Here is a 16,272-nt window from a genome sequence, read left to right as displayed (position 1 = left end):
TTGCTCGACATCAAGATATCTCGTGATCGCGGTCCTCCGTAAAGGGCCCCACGAGCTCGCCGTCGGGCGGCGCTCCCGCGGCCTCCACGAAGGGGCCGCCGAGGCGGTACGGGGCGGGGGCCCCGTCCACGTCGACGCGGCGGAGCAGGGTGAGCAGGAGCAGTCCCGCGGCGGCGGTGACGCCCGCGGCGAGGGCCTGTCCGCAGCGGTGCGCGAGCCGGAGCTCGGCGGGGTCGTACGGGGCGGTGGCGGGCAGGGCGAGGGTGTCGCCGAGGAGCCAGAGGCCGGCGCCGAGTCCCACGGCGGCGAGGGCGGCGAGCGGCACGGTCGCGAGGAGGACGCGTGGGAGGGGGGCGCGGGGGGCGGGGCGGACCTTGCCCCTGCGGGCGAGGAGGGTGGCGAGCCCGCAGAAGACGGGGAGGACGACGAGGGCGGCGGCGATGAGGTCGCCGGGGCGGTGGCCACCCGCCGCGACGGTGTAGGCACCGACGGCTCCGGCCCAGAGGGTGCCGGCGAGGACGGTGAGCCCGCGATACCGGTACGGGACGAGGAAGGCGAGACCGAAGGCGGTGCCGAGGGCGAGGGTGGTCTGCCCGCTGGGGAAGCCGCTCTGGAGGACGGCTCCGCCGCTGTCGAGGAGTCGGGGGCGTGGCGCGTACCGCTGGAGGAGGCCCGTCAGCGCGAGGGACGTGACGAGGGCGCCGGCGACGGCGCCGGTGAGCGCGTACCGCTTGCGCAGGAGGCCGACGGCGAGCAGCAGGACGCAGCCGAGGACGAGGGAGAGCGTGGTGAGCCCGGCGAGCGAGGGGTGCTCCCGGAGCAGGGTGGCGGCGGCGGTGTCGGCGCGCCGGCCGGTGAGGGCGGCGTCGCCCCAGCGGCGGCCGGTCGCGGTGAGCACGAGGCCCGCGTAGACGACCGTGAGGAGGAGGACGGTCCCGAGGCAGGCACGCCGGGTCCGGGTGCGGACCCTGGTGCTGAAGGAGCCGGCGGCCTCGCCGGCGACGGCGGCGTACCACCAGGTGCCACCGGTCTCCAGCGGCCTCGGGGAGCCGCCGGCGCGGAGCCTGTCGTAGGAAGCCATGCCCCGATTCGAACCCATGCGCGGCGGATCCGCCCGCTGGCTGCACCCGAACGACACGCCGAAGGACCTGGTGGGCGGCGGTGGGGATCCTCCCGGGTCCAACCGGCTCCTCCCGGCACCCCTCGTCTCCTCCCGGCACCCCTCGTCTCCTCCCGGCACCTCCCGGCCCTCCCGGTCCTTCCTGGGAGGGGTGGGGTCAGGCCACGGCGAGCGGGCGGGGGGCCGTGCGGTCGTGGCGGCGTGTTCCGTACAGCGTGAAGGCCGTGTTCACGAGGGCCACGTGACTGAGCGCCTGCGGCGTGTTGCCGAGCTGGCGGCCGGCCACCGGGTCCCACTCCTCGGAGAGCAGCCCGACGTCGTTGCGGATGGCGAGGACCCGCTCGAAGACGGCCCTGGCCTCGGCGGGGCGGCCGGTCGCGGCGAGGGCGTCGGCGTACCAGAACGTGCAGGCGACGAAGGACCCTTCGGTGCCGCCGAGTTCGTCGAGCGAGTGGGTCCCGCCGTCGCGGACGTCGCCGTACCGGCGCAGGAAGCCGTGGTCGTCGAGGCGGGCCATCGCCGCCACGGTGCCGAGGACCCGGGGGTCGTCGGCGGGGAGGAAGCCGAGCCGGGGGATCAACAGGGCGGTGGCGTCGACCTCGTGGCTGCCGTAGTACTGCGTGAACGACTGCTGTTCCTCGCTCCAGCCGAGGGCGCAGATCTCCGCGTGGAGCTCCCGGCGCAGGGCCTGCCAGCGGCGTACGGAGCCGCGCAGGCCGGCGACACGGGCGAGGCGGACGGCTCGGTCGGCGGCGACCCAGGCCATGACCTTGGAGTGGACGAAGTGGCGGCGCGGGCCCCGGACTTCCCAGATGCCCTCGTCGGGTTCCTGCCAGCGCTTGCCGACGTACTCCAGGAGGGCGGCCACCAGGGCCCAGGCGGGCGGGTCGAGCGCGACCCCGGCCCGGACGGCCGAGTAGACGGTGTTGAGCACCTCGCCGTAGATGTCGAGCTGGAACTGGTCGACGGCCGCGTTGCCGAATCTGACGGGGCGTGAGTTCTCGTAGCCGGGAAGCCAGTCGGCGTACGTCTCGGGGAGCCGGCGCTGCCCTTCGACCCCGTAGAGCGGCTGGAGGTCGGCGGGGTCTCCCGCGACGGCCCGGAGCAGCCAGTCCTTCCAGGCCAGGGCCTCCCGGCGGTATCCGCCGCGCAGCAGGCAGGAGAGCGTGAAGGTGGAGTCGCGCAACCAGCAGAAGCGGTAGTCCCAGTTGCGCTCTCCGCCGATGCTCTCGGGGAGGGAGGCGGTGGCGGCCGCGGCGACTCCGCCGGTGGGGGCGTAGGTGAGGGCCTTGAGGGTGAGGAGGGAGCGGAGGACGGCTTCCCGGGCCGGCCCTTCGTAACGGAGCCCGGCCGCCCAGTCGTTCCAGAAGGCGAGGGTGCGCAGGAGGGTGGCGTCGATCTCGCCGGGTGAGGCGGTGGGGGGCGCGGACACGTGCGAGGGGCGCCAGCCGAGGACGAACGCGACGCTGCTCCCGGCGGTGACGGTGAACTCGACGGTCGTGCGGTCCAGGGTGACGACGGGTTCGGCGCCGGGGCCGCAGGAGAGGTAGGCGGCGTCGGGTCCGGCGACGGAGGCGACGGTCCGCCGGTCCACCGCGCGGGTCCAGGGGACGATGCTGCCGTGGTGGAAGCGGAGCCTCAACTCGCCCCGCATGGCGACCCGTCCGGAGATTCCCTCGACCACGCGGACGATCCTGGGCGCGCCCTCGCGCGGATGGCCCGGGGAGCGCGGGGGCATGAAGTCGGTGACCCGTACGGTGCCGTCGAGGGATTCCCAGAAGGTGTCCAGGACGAGCGTGGCGCCCCGGTAACTCCTGCGTGTGCAGTGGGCGCCGCCGGCCGGGGCGAGGATCCACCGGCCGTGACCGGGGTCGCCCAGGAGCGCCGCGAGACAGGCGGGCGAGTCGAAGCGCGGCGCGCACCACCAGTCAATGGACCCGTCGGTCCCAATGAGCGCTGCCGTCTCCAGGTCTCCGACGAGGGCGTAGTCCTCAATTCGCCCTGCCATGCACGGATTGTATGCCGTCCTGGAATCTCGCGCAGAGAGGGAACCGCATTCTTTCGCGGCGCTCCGCATATTCCTGTCGTTTTCTTGACGCTTCGCGCTCCGCGCAGGATTCTGAAATGCACGGGTTCGCCGCGCGGAAGGCCACAGGCCGTACCCATGAGCAGTGACGCGCACCCCCGCCGCCGGTCGACCGACCGGGCACCCGGCTCCGTCACGCGCACGGTGAGCCTCGTCCTGACGGTCCGCCCCGACGGGACGGACCCTGGGCCCGCGCTCGACCTGCTGCTCGACCAGGTGCCGGAGGTCGTGCGGGACGTGGTCCTGATCGGCGGACCGACCGCTGCGAGGCCCGTGCGGGACGGCATGACCGTCCGGACACTCGGGGCCTGGGACTTCACCCGGGGCGACATTCCGCACGCGGGACTGCGCGCGGCGACGGGTGACCTGATCGTGCTGATGAACGCCGACGGAAGCATGTCGCCGCACGAGATCCCGCACTACCTGCATTACCTGGAGAGCGGATTCGATTTCGTCAAGGGATCCCGATTCATCGCGGGCGGGGACGTCGCCGACTATCCGCTCGCACGACGTCTGGGCCACCGCACGCTGCTGCGCGTCGCGCGCCGGCTGTACGGCCAGCAGCTGACCGATCTCTGGTACGGATTCTGCGCGTTCCGGCGCGGTTTCGTCGACCTGCTCGACCTGCGCGAGGACGGTGTCGAGCTGGGCGCGGAGCTCGTGACGCACGCCCTGCACTACGGGCTCCGCGTCGCCGAGGTGCCCAGTCGTGAGCTGCCTCGCCGCCACGGTCCATCACACCCGCGCACGGTCCGTGACGGCGCCCGCATCCTCGGCACGCTCCTCGACGAACGGCCGCACAACGCCCTCTCGCGGTTCGCCCACGGCCGTTCCCGGCACTCCACCGGTTGACGGATCGCACCCGAGGGGCTAAGGGTGGAAACAGCACCATTTTAGGCCAGACCAGATCAGACCCGATCAGAACAGATCAGGTAAGAGCAGACCCTCGGCAGGGTCGGTTGCCGGAAGAGGCTCGTCGTGACCTCACTCCATTTCAACCGCGCGCCGGCGGCACCCGCTCCGCATCCTCTGCGGCGGGTGACCGACTGGCCCTTCGCCGAGGCCCGGCGCCGTCCGGCCCGCCGCACCCCGCACCTCCCGACCGCGCACCCGGCACGCCGGGTCTCCGACCGGCTCCGCGCCACCGCGCCGCCGCCCCTCAGCAGGGCGTGCAGGCCCCGGGGCGCCGCCCGTCGCCGCCGCGCCCGTACGGTCAGGACGCACGCCCCGCACCGCGACGGCTCCGGCGGCCCAGCCGGATCCGACGGTCCCTCGGGATCCGACGGCCCCCACGGGCCGGACGGCTCTGACGGATCCGACGGATCCGACGGCCCGGCAGCCCCGGCGTGCCGCGTGCGCAGCGGGCGCCTCGGGCGCCGCCCCGGCCGACGTACCGCCCCCGCACTGATCGCCGTCCCCCGCCCTTCCGCGCGACCCCCGCGCCGCGCCTTCCCCCGAGGAGGCGAGGCGTGATGGCGACCCCGCGCACCCACGAACCTCTCCCCCGCCGGCTCGTCCGCCCGCCGGTGGAACTGGAACTGCTCATCCCCGCCTTCAACGAACAGCGCCGGCTGCCGTCCACGGTCGCCGCGACCGTCGACTACCTGAGCGAACGGTCCTGGTCCTCGGCGGTCGTCGTCGTCGACAACAACAGCGCCGACGGCACCCTCGACGTCCTCGCCCGCTTCGCCGACTCCCCCGTCCCCGTCCATGCGATCGGCTGCAGCGACCAGGGCAAGGGCGCGGCCGTGCGGCGCGGCATCGAGACCTCGTCGGCCCGGTTCATCGGCTTCGCCGACGCCGACAACGCCACGCCGGTGGACACCCTGGACCGGGTCATGCGGCTGCTGCGGGCCGGCCACGGCGCCGTGATCGCCTCGCGCCACATGCCCGGCGCCCACCTCGACGTGGAGCAGTCGGCACTGCGACGCGGCGGCGGCCTGCTGTTCCGGTCGCTGGCGCACCTGTCGCTGCCCGGCGTCGCCGACACGCAGTGCGGATTCAAGTTCTTCCCCGGCCCGCTCGCCCGCGCGATCGCGCCCCGGTGCCGCATCGACGGCTTCGCCTTCGACGTCGAGCTCCTCGCCCAGGTCGTGCGCGCCGGGCGGGACGTCGTCGAGGTCCCCGTCGTCTGGCACGACGTACCCGGCTCGACGTTCTCGGCACGGCGCGACGGGCTTCGCTCGATGGCCGACCTCCTGCGCATCTCTCTGGCCCGGTGATTCCCGTGACCGCTCCGACCCCCCTGACCGCCCCGGTTCCCGTGACCGCGCTCGACCGGCTCGCCCGCGCCGACCTCGCCTTCCTCAACTGGCGGGACCCCGGGCACCCCGACGCCGGCGGGGCCGAGGCGTACTGCTGGGAGATCGCCCGGCGGTTCGCCGCGGCCGGCGCTCACATCACCCTCGTCTCGTCGCGGTACCCCGGCTCGCGCGCCCTGGAGTACCGCGACGGGATCCGCGTCGTGCGGGCCGGCGGGACGTTCGGCGTGTACGCGTCGGCCGCGGCGCACCTGCTGCGGAACCGTCACGCGTACGACGCCGTCGTCGACTTCCAGAACGGCATCCCGTTCTTCTCGCCACTGTTCACGCCCCGCTGGACCGCGGACATCTGCGTCATCCACCACGTCCACCAGCACCAGTTCGACACCCGGTTCCGCTGGCCGATGAACGCCGTGGGCCGGGTCCTGGAGAAGCAGGTCAGCCGCCGGGTCTACCGGGGACGGCCGGTGGTGGTCGTCTCACCCTCGACCCGCGAGGGCGCCCGGCGCGAACTCGGCTTCGGCAACCCGCTCCACATCGTTCCCAACGGCCGCCCGGGCGCGGCGGCCCGCGCCCCCGCCGGGCAGCGGTCCGACCGCCCCGCGGTCACCGTCGTCAGCCGGCTCGTCCCGCAGAAGCGGGTCGACCTGATCCTGCGGGCCGTGCCCGCGCTGCTGCGACGCCGGCCCGAACTGCGCGTCGACATCTGCGGGGACGGCCCGGAGGCGGAGGCGCTGCGGAAGCTCGCCGCCGACCTCGGCGTCGCCTCGGCCGTCGTCTTCCACGGACACGTGACCGAGGAGCGCAAGCAGGAGCTGTTCCACCACGCGTGGCTGACGGTCGTGCCGTCCGTCGCCGAGGGCTGGGGGCTCGCCGTGATCGAGGCGAACACCGTCGGCACCCCCGCCCTCGCCTTCGACGTGCCGGGGCTGCGCGACGCGATCAGGCCGGGCGTCAACGGCTGGCTGCTGGACCCGGACGCGGAGCTCGCGGACGGGATCGACACGGCCCTCGACGACCTGTCCACGCCGGAGACGCGCCGGCTCGCCGCCGCCCGCTGCCGTGCCTGGGCGGCCGCGTTCTCCTGGGACGCCAGCGCCGAGCGGCTCGCGCAGGTCGTCCTGGAGGACGTCCAGCGCATCCACCGCCACCTCCGCTCCCGCCGCTCCGCGAGCGACCTGTCGGTCGTGACCCGCTTCTCCTCCCCCGATCCCGCCGCCACCGAGCGAGCGGTACGGAACTCCCTGCGCCAGACGGACGCCTGGAGCCGTGACGGGAACGTCTTCCGCGTCCTGCTCCACGGCTGCGACGAGGTCCGGGCGCTCGGCGCCCTGCGCCGCCTCGACGTCGCGGACGCCGACATCGCCCTGGCGAACGGCCACGACGTCCTGGTGGGCGCGGCCGACACCCTCGCGGCGGAGACCCGACCGATGAAGATCCGACCGGCGGAAGCCCACCCGTCGAAGACCCACCCTGCGGACACCCTCGCACCGGAGCCCCTCGCGGCCGACACCCTCGCGCCGCGTCCGGACGCCGGAGAGACCCGCTCCACACCGCCCCGGAGCCGGCCGTGACCTCCGTCGATCGTGCGATCACCCCGACGTCCGTCCCGCAGGACGAGGTCACGGCCGTCCACGGCGCGCGCTGGATCGCCACCGCCGCCGTCACGGTCGGTGCGCTGAACTACATGTACGCGCTGGTCCTCACCCGGCTCCTCGACGTCTCCGAGTACGCCACCTTCGCCGCCGGCCAGGGGCTCATCGTGTGCACGGCGGCCGTCGCCGTCGTCACCGTGCCGTGGATGCTGGCGCAGGCGCTCGCGCGGGCCGGCTCGGACACCGAGCGCGCCGAGGCGGTGCGCTTCTCCATCGTCACGTCGATCGCGGGCGGCACGCTCGCGGCGGTCGTCGTGGGCGCCGTGGCGAGGGAGTTCGCGGGCACGTTGACGACGCTCGTGGTCGCGGGCTCGACCTTCGCCATCTACGTCACCCGGGTGAGCGCCGGCTGGCTCCAGGGCACCGAGCGGCTGCGGACCCTCGCGGTCCTCAACTCCGGCGAGGCCTTCCTCAAGTTCGGTGTGGGGCTGTTCTTCGTCGCGGCGCTCGGCCTCGGCGAGGCCGGTGCACTCGCGGCCTTCGCCGTCGCCGTCCTGCCGTACGCGTTCTTCCTGCCGCACCGGTTCCGCGCCGCGCCTCAACGGCCCTGGCGGGCGGTGACCGTCGACCGGGCGCTGTGGCGGCGCGCCATCGGGGTCGCCTCCCTCCAGGGCGTCGTCGCGATGCTCGCGGCCTCGGACATCGTCCTCGTCGCGATGCTGCCCACCGACCGGTCGGCGGCTGCCAGCTACCAGGCGGCCGTGATGCTCGGTAGGATCCCGCTCTTCCTCGCCGGCGCCGTCTCCATCGCCTTCCTGCCCGCGCTCTCGCGGCGGCGGGCGGGCGACCCCCTGACCGCGGGCGCGCTCCGGATGTACCTCACGGTGGCCGTGCCCCTGACGGTGGTGGCCGCCACGGCGCCCGGAGCCGTCCTGACGGCGGTCTTCCCGGCCGGGTACACGATGGTCTCCACCCTCATGGCCTGCACGGCGACGGCGGGACTCGCGCTCGGCGCGCTCGCCCTCCTCGTGACCTTCGCGCAGGCCGCGAACGACTACGCGTGTCTGCGGACGCTCCTCGTCGGTCTGGGCGTGTACCTCACCGCCCTGGTGACCGGCTGGGCCGTCAACGGCGTGCTGGGCATGGCGATCGGCGGACTGTGCGGGACGGTCGTCGCCCTCGTGCTGCTCGCCGTCCGGCACGCCCGGCAGCACGGCTTCGGGGTCACGGAGCGGCCGTTCGGCCGTGTCGTGCTGCCCCTCCTCGCGCTCGCCGGAGCGCTCACGCTGCTGCGCCCGTACGCGGTGCTCTGGCTCGTCGCCGCGGTGACGGTCACCGTCGTCGCGCTGTGGCGGTTCTTCGGCCGGCGGAGCAACCCGGTCCCGGCCGGGGAGACCGACGGGACGCCTCCCGCTCCGGTCGCGGGAGCCGTGCCGCCCGAGCGGGGGAACCGGGCCGCGGTCCACGACGAGCACGCCGAGCGGCTCCTCGTCGACACCGTGTGGCGGGGCCGGGTCCGGCCCGCCGGTGCCGAGGAGCTGCGCGGCGCGCTGGCCGCGGCCCGGCGCAACCAGGTCGAGGGACGCCTGGCCCGCGCCTACCCCCGCGAGCTCGCGGGGACGGTCGCCGAGGTGGAGAGCGCGACCGCGCTCTTCCGGCGGAATCTCATCGAGTCCACCGACCTGCTGCGGGCGGCGGGCATCCCCACCGTCCTGATCAAGGCCGACCTCGGCGGCGACTACGTGTACGGCAACTTCGACCTGGTGGTGCCCCCGGGACGCATGCGGGCCGCGCAGACCGCGCTCGACGGCTGGTACGTGCGCCGGACGGTCTACTGGCTGGAGCGGACGAGCAAGGTGCTCCTCGAACCGCCGACCGGCCCCGCGGCCCATCTGCACAGCGCGGTCTCGTGGTTCGGCGTGCCGGTGGTCCCCACCGAGCGGCTCTTCGCCCGGGCCGAACGCCCCGGAGCGAACGGCGACCCCGCTGCCGATTCCTCCGCCGACGGCCACGCCTGGCTGGCGCCGTGCCCGTCCGACCGGCTGCGGATCTGGCTGGCCCACGCACTCTTCCAGAACCTGACGCTCGACCTCTCCGAACTGCTCGCGCTGCGCTCGCTGCTGCACCCCGAGATCCTGGCGGAGGCGCGCTGCGAAGCCGTCCGCGAGGGCTGGAGCGCGGGCGGCCGCAGGGCGCTCGACACCGCCGTCGCGGCGATGGCACGGCTCGACCGGGGCGAGTCCGTCCCGCTGCCGCTGCCTCTCCCGGTGGCGACCTCGCTGCGGGTCGGCGCCGAACACTCCGGTCATCTCCTCGTCGAGGGCCGGCTCCGCGCCGCGACCCGCGAGGCGTCGCTGCGGGTACCGCTCGTGGTGGCCAAGAAGCTGAGGGGGCGAGTGCCGTGACGACCTCACGAAGCGTTCTCCTTGTCGCGGTGTCCGGTCCGGACGGCGCGGGCAAGTCCTCGCTGGTCCGCAGGCTCGCGACGCTGCTCGGCGAGCGGGGTGTCCCGGTCGCCACCACGCACTGCTACGGCTGCTTCCTGTGCCGCAGTTTCCCGGTCCCCCCGCGGGTGAGGGAAGAAGGGGAACCGGGTGAGCGGTGGGCACGGCGGGCATCGGATCCCGAGCGCCGGGGATCCCTGCCGCGCCGCGCCCACGCGTTCCTCGACGCCGCCGACCTCGCGACCCGGATCGCGACGGCCCGGCTGACGGCGACCGCGCGGGCGCGCGGCCGGCAGGCCGTGGTCATCACCGACCGCGGGCCCCTCGACGGACTCGTGAAGTTCAACCTGCCGACCTCGTCGGCGGCGGCGGGCGCCTTCCGCCGGATCGCCGCGCGATACGGTCTGACGCTCCTCGTGGAGACCGAGCCCGACACGCTGCTCGAACGCGGCTGGGAGGACGTCGCGGGTTCCCCGGCCGCCTGGTGGGCCCGCTACCGGACCTGGGCCGCACGCCTGCCGGGGGTGGCGCGCCTCGACGGCGAGCGGGCCCCGTCGCTCGTGGCGGCCAGCGCCGCGGAGCGGATCCTCGACGTGGTGCGGGAACACGAGGAGAAGAAGGAGCACGGCGGGGACCCGGCGGGCAGGTCCGACACGCGTCCGCACGTGGTCGTGTCGATCTACGACGACGCCGACAACCCCGCCTACCGGGGCGGCGGCGCCCTGGTCGTCGGCAAGGTGGCCCGCAGGCTCGCGGAGGACTTCCGCGTGACGGTGGTGACCGCGGGCCGCAGCGCCGGGACCGAGTACCGCGACGGCATCCGGTACGTCCGGCTGCCGGTGTGCCGGGCGGGTCCGCGCGCCGGGCAGCTGCTGTTCCTGTCGCTGCTGCCGTTCGTGGCCCGCCGCATCCCGCACGACCTGTGGCTGGAGAGCTTCACTCCCCCGTTCTCGACCAGCTTCCTGCCCCTGGTGACCCGCGCCCCCGTCGTCGGCATCGACCAGGGTCGCAGCGCCGAGGCGCTGTGGCACCGCTACCACCTGCCGTTCTTCCTGGTCGAGCGGCTCGGGCTGCGCTTCTACCGGCACCTCGTGACGATGAACGCGGCGGACGGCTCGGCGATCCGGCGGCGCAGCCCCCGGGCCGACGTCCAGGTCATCGCCAACGGCGTGGAGCCGCGCCTCCTCGACGAGTCCCGGCTCGGCGACGGGCAGTTCATCCTCTTCCTGGGGCGGATCGACACCTGGGTGAAGGGCCTCGACCTGCTCCTCGACGCCTACGACCGGGCCGCGCCCCCGCTGGAGCTGCTGCTCGCGGGCAGCGGCACACCGGCCGAGGAACGCCGGCTCGAGGCCCTCGTCGCCGCCCACACCCGGGGGCCCGAGCCCCGGATCCACTGGGTGGGCTACGCCGACGAGGCGCGCAAGCGGCAACTGCTGCGCGACAGCGCCTTCCTCGTGGTGCCCTCCCGTCACGAGACGTTCGGTCTCGTCGCGCTCGAAGGCATGTCGTACGGCAAGCCCGTCCTCCACTTCGACCTGCCCGCCCTGCGCTGGATGCGCGACGGCGGCGAGGTGACCGTCCCGCCGTTCGACGTGGCGGCCCTCGGCGAGCGGATGGGCGAACTGGCCCGCGACGCCACGCTCCGTCGCGACCTGGGCCGCCGCTCCGCGCTCGCCGCCCAGCACTACACCTGGGACGAGATGACGGGCCGCTATCTGGCCCTGGCCCACCGTCTTCTGGACACACCCGCCCACACCCGGCGGCAGAGGAAGAGGGGGACGTCATGGCAGACGACCCGCTGACCAGCTTCGTCCGGACCGTCGTCGGATCCGGCGCCCCCATACTCGTCCTCTCTCCGCACCTGGACGACGCCGTGCTCTCCTGCGGCGGGCTGCTCGGCTGGGCCGGGCGGCGGGCGCCGGTGACGGTCGCCACGCTGTTCACGGAGGCCACGCCACCGCCGCACACCCTCTCGGCCCGGCAGTACCTGAAGCAGACGGGGGCCGGGGACGCGGAGGAGCTGTTCGCCGACCGGCGGGCGGAGGACCGGGACGTCCTGGGCCTGCTCGACGTCGGCGTGCTCCACGTCGGCCTCGTCGACGGCCTGTTCCGCCGCCTCGCGCGCCCCCGCGCCGGTACGGAGCGGCTCGCCCGGCTGCTGCCCGAGCTGGCCCATGTGTACCCGACGTACCGGCTCCATCTGTCCCGGGGCCGGGTCTCCGCGCGCGACGACGACACGCTGCGCGCGGTCCGCGAGACCGTCGAGGCGCTGCTGCCCGCGTGCTCCGGCGGCGTGGTGCTCGCGCCGCTGGGCGTCGGCGGGCACGCCGACCACGTCCTCGTCCGCACCGCCGCCGAGCGGAGCGGCCGCCGGGTCGTGTACTACAGCGACTTCCCGTACAACCAGCACGCCGCCGCCGACGCCGGCTTCACCGGGCGCCACCGGCTCGTGGCCCGCGCCTGGGAGCGGGGCCTCGACCGGAAGGCCGAGCTGATCCGGGGCTACCGGACGCAAGCCGACGCGCTGTTCCCCGAGGGACGGATCCCGCGCGTGCCCGAGGTGTACCTGATGCCCGAGTCCGATGCGGCACCTTCCGCGCCCGAACCCGGCACTCCCGAATCCGCCGTTTCCGGGCCCACCGCTTCCGGGCCCACCGCTTTCGAACCCACCCGTGCCGTCCCGGAGGATCCCCGCCGGGCCCGTACCGCCGGAGGTGTGTCGTGACGTTCTCCCGTACGACCGCGGCCACCGCCGCCGCCGTCGAGCCGGTGTCGCCGCCGCGACCGCGACCGCGTCCCCGCTCCCGGGACCGCATGCCGGTGCCGACGGTCGTCTGGGCCGCCCTCGCCGCCGTCGTCACGACGGCCCTGCGACTGGTGCAGATCGGGCGCGCGGGCGACCTGTTCGTCGACGAGACGATCTACCGCCAGCTGGGCGTCAGCGCCGGTCAGGGCGAGTTCCCGCGCACCGACGAAGGCCTGTTCTTCCTCCACCCGCCGGGTCACTTCTACATGGAGGCGGGCTGGGCACGGCTCGTCGGGGACCACTCGGACGTGATCGCGAGCGTGCACTCGATGCGGGTGCTCAACGCGCTCCTCGCCGGCGTCACGGCGGCCCTGATCGTCTTCCTCGTCGCCCGGGTGCGCTCGCGCGGCGCGGGCCTGTTCGCGGGGCTCGTGTTCGCCCTGGACCAGTTCTGCATCCGGCAGAACGACCGGGTGCTCCTGGAGACCGGGACGATGGTGTGGGTGCTCGCCGGCTACCTGGTCCTCGTCGGGCTGACCCGGCCCGAACCGCCGCCACGGGCGCGGGGCCGGGCGCTGCTCGCCGGTTTCCTCCTCGGTCTCGCGGTCCTGACGAAGGACCACGCGGCACTCATCACGGTGCTGCCGCTGCTCGTCGCCCTGCTGCTCGGCTGGGGACCGCCCCGGCGGCTCGTGGCCCTCGCCCTCACGACGATCGTCGCCATGTACGGCGTGTACGTCGCGCTGATCGCCGGGTTCGGGCACTTCGACGAGTTCTGGTTTGCGAAGACGTCCGGCGTGCGGCGGCTGCTCGGCCTCGAGCAGGAGACCGGCTTCAACGCCCCGGGCACTCCCTCGCTCTCGGGGCGGCTCCTCGACGAGCTTCCGGGGTACACGACCACCTATCTGCTGCTCGTGCTGACGCCGGTGGCGCTGGTGCTGCTCCTGCGCCGCAAGGAGCCGGTCTACCGGCTGCTCGCGCTCTTCCACGCCTCGGCGATCGTCACCCTGGGGTACGCGCTGAGCATCGGGACGCTGGAGGAGCAGGCCCTGTACCTGCTGTTCGTGCCGAACCTGGTGGCCCTCGCCGTCACCGTCCCGGTGCCGCACGTCGGGCGGCGCGTCCTGCGGACGGCCGTCATCGGCGCCCTCGCCGCCATGCTCGCGGTGCCTGCCGTCGTGTACGCGCAGAGCCGCTGGACGGCCGACGACGGCTTCTCCCGGCTCCGGTCGTACCTCCTGACCAACGTGCCGGCGGGGAGCGGAATCGTCACGGTGGACGGACAGCGGACCCGGGGCGTGACGAGCTGGGCCTTCGACGACACCTACCGGCTCGGCAACTGGACGACGCCCGAGGCGCGGGCCGCGGAGAACGCCACGTATCTGATCGTGCCCTGGAAGGTCATCGAGCAGGGGTACGGACGCTCCAGCCTCGCGGAGGTCCATGAGCTCACGGACGGACTGCGGCCCGTGTTCTCCTTCGACGGGCCCACGTACGGCACGCTGGCCCTGTACCGGCTGCCGGCGCCGCTGCCCGGACCGGACATCGCCGACCTGGCGGTGCCCTCGGCGGCCTCGACGGGACCCCTGCTCCCGGCCCCCGGCCCGCTGGGACCGGCCGCGACGACGGGCACGGAGGTGCGTGATGGCCCGCCGTGACCGGCCTCGTGTCCTGCTCCTGACCAGCAGCCCGCTGGACGGGGCGGAAGGGTGCGACGTCCGGCTCGCCTCGAACGTCCTCGAAACGCTGCCGGACTTCGACTTCGTCTGGTTCACGCAGTGGCCGGAAGGACGGCAGGACCCGCCGCGGCGCGGGCGCCCGGTCCGCATCCTCTCCCGGGACGGCATCCCCCACATCCCGCAGCGGATCCAGGCCGCGCTCGCCGGGGCCGTGTTCGCCCGCCGGGTCGACCTCGTCCACGCCTTCCTCACCGTCGGCCGCACCTTCCCCGCCTTCTCCCGGCTCCGCCCGCTGCTCCTCGGGGGACGGCCGGTCGTCCACACCGTGCCCGGCGTGATGGACTCCCGCTTCCTCACCCGCACCAGGCCCCTGGGGACGACGGTCGCCCTGTCGGAGTCGATGGCGCGGCGGCTGCGGGCCGCGGACTTCGGGGACGTACGGGTGATCCCTCCCATGATCGACCTGGACGCGTGGCCGTATCTGCCGCGCCCGCAGGGATATCCGGTGGTCCTCTTCGCCGGGCACCACGATCCGAAGGGCGGCGCGGAGGCGGCGATCGACTCGGCGGCGGAGGCCTGGCGGGAGGGGGCGAGGTTCCGGCTGGTCCTCGCGATGCGCGGGCGTCCGGGGCAGAACCCCACGCTGCTCAACGAGGCGCTGCGGGAGCGGGCCGGAGCGGCCGGACTGCCCGACGTCGAGGTCATGGGGTACGTCGAGGACATGCGGGCCCTGATCGCCACGGTCCACGTGCTGCTCTTCCCGCCGACCGTGCTCGGCGGGAAGGCGGACATCCCGCTCACCGTGCTCCAGTCGCTGGCGTCCGGCCGACCGGCGGTCCTCAGTGACCTGCCCCAGTTCGCGGACTTCGGCCACGCCGTGCTGCGGGCGCCCACGGGCGACGCCCGCCGCACCGGGCAGCAGCTCGCGTGGCTCCTCGACCAGCCGCGTTCCTGGGACGTGCTCGCGGAGCGGGGCCGGTCGCTGATCGAGGACCACTTCGGTCCCGAACGGTTCGCCGCCCGGCACGCGGCGCTCTACCGGGAGCTCCTGTCATGACCGGGCCCCGGTGGGCAGGGGTGCTCACGGCCGTCACCGTCCTCGTCGTCGTCGCTCTGCTCGTCCTGCTCACGGGCGCGCCGGGCGGGGCGCGCCGGTCCGATCCCGGGCCGGACCCCGGGCGGTACTGGTACGGCACGCTGCAGACCGATCCGGAGAAGGCGCGCACGGAGTACGAGCACGGCATCCGGGTCGCCCACCTCCAGATCGACTGGGGCAGGTTCGAGCCGGAGCAGGGCGTGTACGACGAGGCGTACGCGCGGGAGATCGCGGGCCGGCTGCGGGAGTTCCGCGACGCGGGACTGCGGGTCGAGGCGGGGCTCGGTCTCAACCATCCGCCGCCCTGGCTGCGGGACGCCTTCCCCGAGTCGGTCTTCGAGAACCAGTTCGGCAAGCAGACGGACACCACGCCGAACATCGTCTTCAGCGAGCCCGTACGGGAGCACGTCGCCGCCTACGCACGGGCCGTGGACCGGCTCGTCGGGCTGGAGAACTTCTGGGCGATCCGGGTCGGCATCAACGAGAGCGGTGAGTTCGCCTATCCGGCGCCGCTGTCGGAGGGCAGCGGCAAGGCCGAGTTCTGGGCGTACGACCGGCACGCCCAGGAGAGCAGCCCGTTCCCGGGGTGGCGGCCCGGGGACCGGACCTACAACGGGAAGCCGTTCACCCGCGCGCAGGTGGCTCGCTGGTACGACTGGTACGCGGGTGCGCTGGCCGGGGCCGTGAACTGGCAGCTCGACCTGTACGCCTCGCTCGGTCACACCGGCCCGCTCAAGGTCCTCGTGCCGGGGGCCGGCTTCTACCCGTCCGACCTGCGGGCGGCCCTCGACGCCCGGCTCGTGGGCTCCCCGTCGATCCGGCTGGTGGGCCGCGCCGCGGGATTCTTCCTGACCCTCGGGCGCGTCGAGCACCGGGACCAGGTGCGGATCGTGACGACCGCCCTGGTCGACGGCACGGGCGACCCCGACGACAACGGCTGCGCGCCCGGCGACGCGAAGGTGGACGTGAAGAACCCGGACGACGCGACGGTGCGGGACTGGTCGTCGTCCCGGTGGGTGGCGGCCGTGGCCCGGAGCGCGGGGTTCACGCGGCTGACCGGGGAGAGCGCGGGCCCTCAGGTGGCCGAGTACCGGCCTGGGGTGACGGAGAAGGCGTACGAGCAGATGGCCTCCTGCGGCCTCGAGGGCATGATGTGGGCCTTCGACTGGCAGCTCTACGACGGGACGCCGGGCTCCTCGCTCGCGGACTACGCGGAGACGATCCGGCGGCACCCCTGAGGCG

The 16,272-nt window shown here is 74.2% G+C and carries 11 protein-coding genes; 9 read left to right on the top strand and 2 right to left on the bottom strand.

What is annotated here, in order from left to right:
- Positions 1–10: 10 nt before the first annotated feature.
- Positions 11–1,081, bottom strand: coding sequence for a phosphatase PAP2 family protein (locus ACZ6K0_RS22770; RefSeq protein ID WP_469229961.1), 1,071 nt, complete (start codon positions 1,079–1,081; stop codon positions 11–13).
- Positions 1,082–1,277: 196 nt separating this feature from the next.
- Positions 1,278–3,128 carry a glycoside hydrolase family 15 protein gene (locus ACZ6K0_RS22765; RefSeq protein ID WP_376403490.1) on the bottom strand — a complete coding sequence of 617 codons (1,851 nt, stop codon included), beginning with the start codon at positions 3,126–3,128 and terminating at the stop codon, positions 1,278–1,280.
- A 156-nt stretch (positions 3,129–3,284) separates the two neighbouring features.
- Here ACZ6K0_RS22765 and ACZ6K0_RS22760 point away from each other — a divergent pair, with 156 nt between their 5' ends.
- The 9 genes from ACZ6K0_RS22760 to ACZ6K0_RS22720 all read left to right on the top strand — a co-directional run bounded on the left by ACZ6K0_RS22760 (position 3,285) and on the right by ACZ6K0_RS22720 (position 16,268).
- Complete coding sequence (locus ACZ6K0_RS22760) at positions 3,285–4,058, top strand: glycosyltransferase family 2 protein (RefSeq protein ID WP_376403493.1); 774 nt, start codon at positions 3,285–3,287, stop codon at positions 4,056–4,058.
- Between the two features lie 620 nt (positions 4,059–4,678).
- Positions 4,679–5,428: a glycosyltransferase gene (locus ACZ6K0_RS22755; protein ID WP_376403926.1), complete on the top strand. Its 750-nt coding sequence runs from the start codon at positions 4,679–4,681 to the stop codon at positions 5,426–5,428.
- A 5-nt stretch (positions 5,429–5,433) separates the two neighbouring features.
- Positions 5,434–7,041: a glycosyltransferase family 4 protein gene (locus tag ACZ6K0_RS22750; protein ID WP_469229958.1), complete on the top strand. Its 1,608-nt coding sequence runs from the start codon at positions 5,434–5,436 to the stop codon at positions 7,039–7,041.
- Complete coding sequence (locus ACZ6K0_RS22745; protein ID WP_469229956.1) at positions 7,038–9,467, top strand: lipopolysaccharide biosynthesis protein; 2,430 nt, start codon at positions 7,038–7,040, stop codon at positions 9,465–9,467. The genes ACZ6K0_RS22750 and ACZ6K0_RS22745 overlap by 4 nt, the downstream gene beginning before the upstream one ends.
- Positions 9,464–11,311 carry a glycosyltransferase gene (locus ACZ6K0_RS22740; protein WP_469229954.1) on the top strand — a complete coding sequence of 616 codons (1,848 nt, stop codon included), beginning with the start codon at positions 9,464–9,466 and terminating at the stop codon, positions 11,309–11,311. The genes ACZ6K0_RS22745 and ACZ6K0_RS22740 overlap by 4 nt, the downstream gene beginning before the upstream one ends.
- Complete coding sequence (locus ACZ6K0_RS22735) at positions 11,293–12,234, top strand: PIG-L deacetylase family protein (protein ID WP_469229952.1); 942 nt, start codon at positions 11,293–11,295, stop codon at positions 12,232–12,234. The genes ACZ6K0_RS22740 and ACZ6K0_RS22735 overlap by 19 nt, the downstream gene beginning before the upstream one ends.
- The gene (locus tag ACZ6K0_RS22730) at positions 12,231–13,913 is read left to right on the top strand and encodes a phospholipid carrier-dependent glycosyltransferase (protein WP_376403508.1); all 1,683 of its coding nucleotides are present in this window, start codon (positions 12,231–12,233) and stop codon (positions 13,911–13,913) included. Before ACZ6K0_RS22735 ends, ACZ6K0_RS22730 begins: the two co-directional genes overlap by 4 nt.
- Entirely contained in the window at positions 13,900–14,991 is a 1,092-nt protein-coding gene (locus ACZ6K0_RS22725) for a glycosyltransferase family 4 protein (protein ID WP_469229950.1), read from the top strand. The genes ACZ6K0_RS22730 and ACZ6K0_RS22725 overlap by 14 nt, the downstream gene beginning before the upstream one ends.
- Positions 14,988–16,268, top strand: a complete 1,281-nt coding sequence (locus ACZ6K0_RS22720) for a beta-galactosidase (RefSeq protein ID WP_469229949.1) — start codon at positions 14,988–14,990, stop codon at positions 16,266–16,268. Before ACZ6K0_RS22725 ends, ACZ6K0_RS22720 begins: the two co-directional genes overlap by 4 nt.
- Positions 16,269–16,272 lie beyond the last annotated feature (4 nt).

Source organism: Streptomyces sp. NPDC042346 (assembly GCF_055581845.1).
The sequence above is the reverse complement of the archived record's forward strand: the minus strand, read 5'-3'. Positions and strand labels throughout refer to the sequence as shown.

What these genes read in the sequence shown, in the direction of transcription:
- ACZ6K0_RS22735 (WP_469229952.1), top strand. Translation starts at nt 11,293, where the DNA reads ATGGCAGACGACCCGCTGACCAGCTTCGTCCGGACCGTCGTCGGATCC.
- ACZ6K0_RS22755 (WP_376403926.1), top strand. Translation starts at nt 4,679, where the DNA reads ATGGCGACCCCGCGCACCCACGAACCTCTCCCCCGCCGGCTCGTCCGC.
- ACZ6K0_RS22765 (WP_376403490.1), bottom strand. Translation starts at nt 3,128, where the DNA reads ATGGCAGGGCGAATTGAGGACTACGCCCTCGTCGGAGACCTGGAGACG.
- ACZ6K0_RS22760 (WP_376403493.1), top strand. Translation starts at nt 3,285, where the DNA reads ATGAGCAGTGACGCGCACCCCCGCCGCCGGTCGACCGACCGGGCACCC.
- ACZ6K0_RS22725 (WP_469229950.1), top strand. Translation starts at nt 13,900, where the DNA reads ATGGCCCGCCGTGACCGGCCTCGTGTCCTGCTCCTGACCAGCAGCCCG.
- ACZ6K0_RS22770 (WP_469229961.1), bottom strand. Translation starts at nt 1,081, where the DNA reads ATGGCTTCCTACGACAGGCTCCGCGCCGGCGGCTCCCCGAGGCCGCTG.
- ACZ6K0_RS22720 (WP_469229949.1), top strand. Translation starts at nt 14,988, where the DNA reads ATGACCGGGCCCCGGTGGGCAGGGGTGCTCACGGCCGTCACCGTCCTC.